Genomic DNA, 2,804 nt, shown 5'->3' on the forward strand with positions numbered 1-2,804 from the left:
ACGTCGTTGATCGCGACCACCTCGATACCGCTCGACGTCCGCTCGAGCACACAGCGCAGGTAGTCGCGCCCGATCCGCCCGAACCCATTGATCCCCACCCGTACGCTCATGATCGACCCCTCAGTCGGTTGTCTCCGTCCCCTTCATTCGACCGGTCGGCCAAGGGTCGTCGGCAGGGTCGAAGGTCCCGGCGTCGACTGCCGTACGACTGCCGTACGACTGCCGGCGTGCCACCCAGCAGGAAGGCACCCGAGCTCGTGAGGATCCCGATCCACAGCCACTGTCAGCAGAGCCGAAGGTCCCGCTGAGGACGCGTCTTGGTGCCCTGACCGGACGGCCGGCACCGGCGGACGGTGGAAGTGATGAGCAAGGAGGCAGTCATGGATGAGAAGGTCGTCGATCGGCCCCTTCCGGCCGACAACGACGAGACGCTGCGCAAGCAGGCGGTCGAGGATCTCCGCAAGCGGCATGACCTCGCGGGACACATCCTCGCCTACCTGACGGTGAACACCTTCCTGGTGGTCATCTGGTACCTGACCGGTGCGGGATTCTTCTGGCCGGCCTTCCCGATGTTCGGCTGGGGCATCGGAGTCGTCTTCCACGCGTGGGACGTGTTCTGGCCGCAACCGAGCGAGACCGCGGTCCGGGCCGCGATGGACCGCATCGCCCGCCGCAGGTGACAACAGTCCAGAAGGCCTGCCCCGACTCGGGGCAGGCCTTTCGACTGGACGCAGAGGACCGGCTCACCGGACCGGAACCGTCTTGATGACGGCGGATCTCGTGGCCTGCGACCACCTGTCCAAGGTCTGCTCCCGGCGAGCCGGTCGTTCCCCTGCATCTCCAGAGTCGTCGATTCCACGCCGCGAGGTCAGGGCCCAAGGTCCCGAGCTCCCGGACCACCCGACCTATCGCGGGACGAACCGTCAGTCCCGGATCAGCACGTCGGCGATCGGGCGGCGGGGAGTCGGTGGGACGGGGCGCCCGTAGCCGAAGCGGATCACAGTCTGGGGCCGTTGCCAGGGTCCGAGAGGATCGTTGATCTGCCAGCGCAGGCCCTCATGCTCGATCACCTGGTTGAGCAGTGACGTCGAGACCCCTTGTGCGGTAGCTTCCAGCAGCACTCCCTCGAGTGCCTGGCCGGCGCGGAGCCATTCGATCGGTCCGTCGTACCGGGTCGCCAGCACCGCGAACTGCGGTGCACGCTCGAAGTCCGCCACCGGTCTCGACTCATCGGCCTCGGTGGCTGCCAGATCACGCACGACCGGATTGCCACCCGCGATCCGGGGCCCGAGCGCACTCGACGGCACGCCGTCGTACGCGCGGTCGCCCCCGACCCACCGGCGCCGCTCCGCCGAGCGGCCGCGGTCCCCGTCGTCCGCGTCCACCGCCTCATTCGTTGCCATCTGCAACCACCACTGCCCCGGCGGCCGATCGAGCCACTGCAGGACGGCTCCCTCGATCCGCGCACGCAGCCCGAGTTCCGCCCGGACCTGGTCCGGCACCCGCTCGTCGCTGAACGGCTCCCGGTTCGTCCGGCGTTGCAGGATGTACGGCGCCAGGCCGGCCATCGCACCGGTCAGCGGTGCGTCGAGTTCCACCACCGCCACGAGGTCAGGCCGGCGCTGGTCCATCAGATGGCGGACCTGTGAGCCGATCCCGCGGGCCGCCGCGGCCACCCGCAGATTGAAGATCGCAGCCCCCAGCGAGACGTACAACATCCGCCGCGACGGATCCTCGGCGGGCAGCTCCCGCTCACGATCCCGGTACACCTCGACCTCCCAGCCGGCGAACCGGAACCGCCACGGCTGGGTGTTGTGCATGGACGGGGCCGCCACCGCCGCCCGCAGCATCGCATCGCGATCCGCGTCCGTCGGCTCGGCCCCCGGCCGCATCGTTTCCCTCATCGCTCTCACCTCAGTGGACATAGGCCTGGATCTCGTTGATCAACGCGGTGAGCACGACCTTCGCGTCACCGAACAGGGTGCGACCTACCGCACGATCGTTCTCCCTGCCTCGACGAGTCCGTGCACCTTCGAGCGAACGCCGACTCCATCGGCCCCCGTAGGGCCAAAAGCCCCGTCCGCTCGGACCGATCGGCCGATGCGGAGGCTGCCCGGGCGAACGATGCTTGCATCAGATCGGCTCCGGAGGTGGACCGTGCATCAGCTGCACTCGAAGGTCGTGCCCGTGCCCTGGGCCCGGCGACTCGTGATCGACGCCGCCCGGGCCGCCCAACGCCGCCACGCCATCCACGGACTGTTCGACGTCGACGTGACCTCGGCCCGCGGGGCGTTGCGACGACATCATGAGACAACCGGTGAGGATGTCTCGTTCACCGCCTTCGTCGTCGCCTGTGTGGCTCGCGCGGTCGCCGCCGATCCCACGGTCCAGGCGTACCGCGACCTCCGCGGACGGGACGTGATCTTCGACCAGGTCGATATCGGTCTGCCCGTCGAGGTCGACGTGGACGGCAGCCCGTTCGCGTTCACCCATGTGCTGCGCGATGCCGGCCACCGCACCGTGGAGGAACTGCACCGCGAGATCCACGATGTCAAGGCGGATCCCTACCTCAGTCCGTCGGTCCGCAAGGCACCGTGGGCACGCGCCTACCTGATCCTGCCCGGCTTCGTGCGCGTCCGCTTGCTCGGGATGCTGCACCGGTTGCCTCATCGCCAACGGGCGCTGGCAGGAACCGTCGGCGTGACAGCGGTCGGAATGTTCGGCGCCGGTGGCGGCTGGGGAATCGCCTTCCAGCTGCACACACTGAGCATCGTCATCGGCGGCATCACCCGGCGTCCGATGCT

4 protein-coding genes are annotated in these 2,804 nt (G+C 68.7%); 2 read left to right on the top strand and 2 right to left on the bottom strand.

Going from position 1 to position 2,804, the window contains the following annotated elements; all coding sequences use genetic code 11:
- The coding region (locus AB0I34_RS44030) for a glyceraldehyde 3-phosphate dehydrogenase NAD-binding domain-containing protein (protein ID WP_360458509.1) at positions 1-110 on the bottom strand (110 nt) is incomplete at its 3' end.
- Positions 111-380: 270 nt separating this feature from the next.
- On the opposite strand from AB0I34_RS44030, the gene AB0I34_RS44035 reads away from it, so the two are divergent.
- Positions 381-680 (top strand): 2TM domain-containing protein, encoded by a 300-nt coding sequence (locus AB0I34_RS44035; RefSeq protein WP_360458683.1) that lies wholly within the window; start codon positions 381-383, stop codon positions 678-680.
- A gap of 243 nt (positions 681-923) precedes the next feature.
- On the opposite strand, the gene AB0I34_RS44040 is transcribed toward AB0I34_RS44035, so the two are convergent.
- Positions 924-1,904, bottom strand: coding sequence for a hypothetical protein (locus AB0I34_RS44040; protein ID WP_360458686.1), 981 nt, complete (start codon positions 1,902-1,904; stop codon positions 924-926).
- A gap of 253 nt (positions 1,905-2,157) precedes the next feature.
- On the opposite strand from AB0I34_RS44040, the gene AB0I34_RS44045 reads away from it, so the two are divergent.
- On the top strand, positions 2,158-2,804 hold a 647-nt coding region (locus AB0I34_RS44045), incomplete at its 3' end, for a 2-oxo acid dehydrogenase subunit E2 (RefSeq protein WP_360458688.1).

The organism is Kribbella sp. NPDC050281, assembly GCF_040655855.1.
In the GTDB taxonomy this organism is placed as follows: Bacteria; Actinomycetota; Actinomycetes; order Propionibacteriales; family Kribbellaceae; genus Kribbella.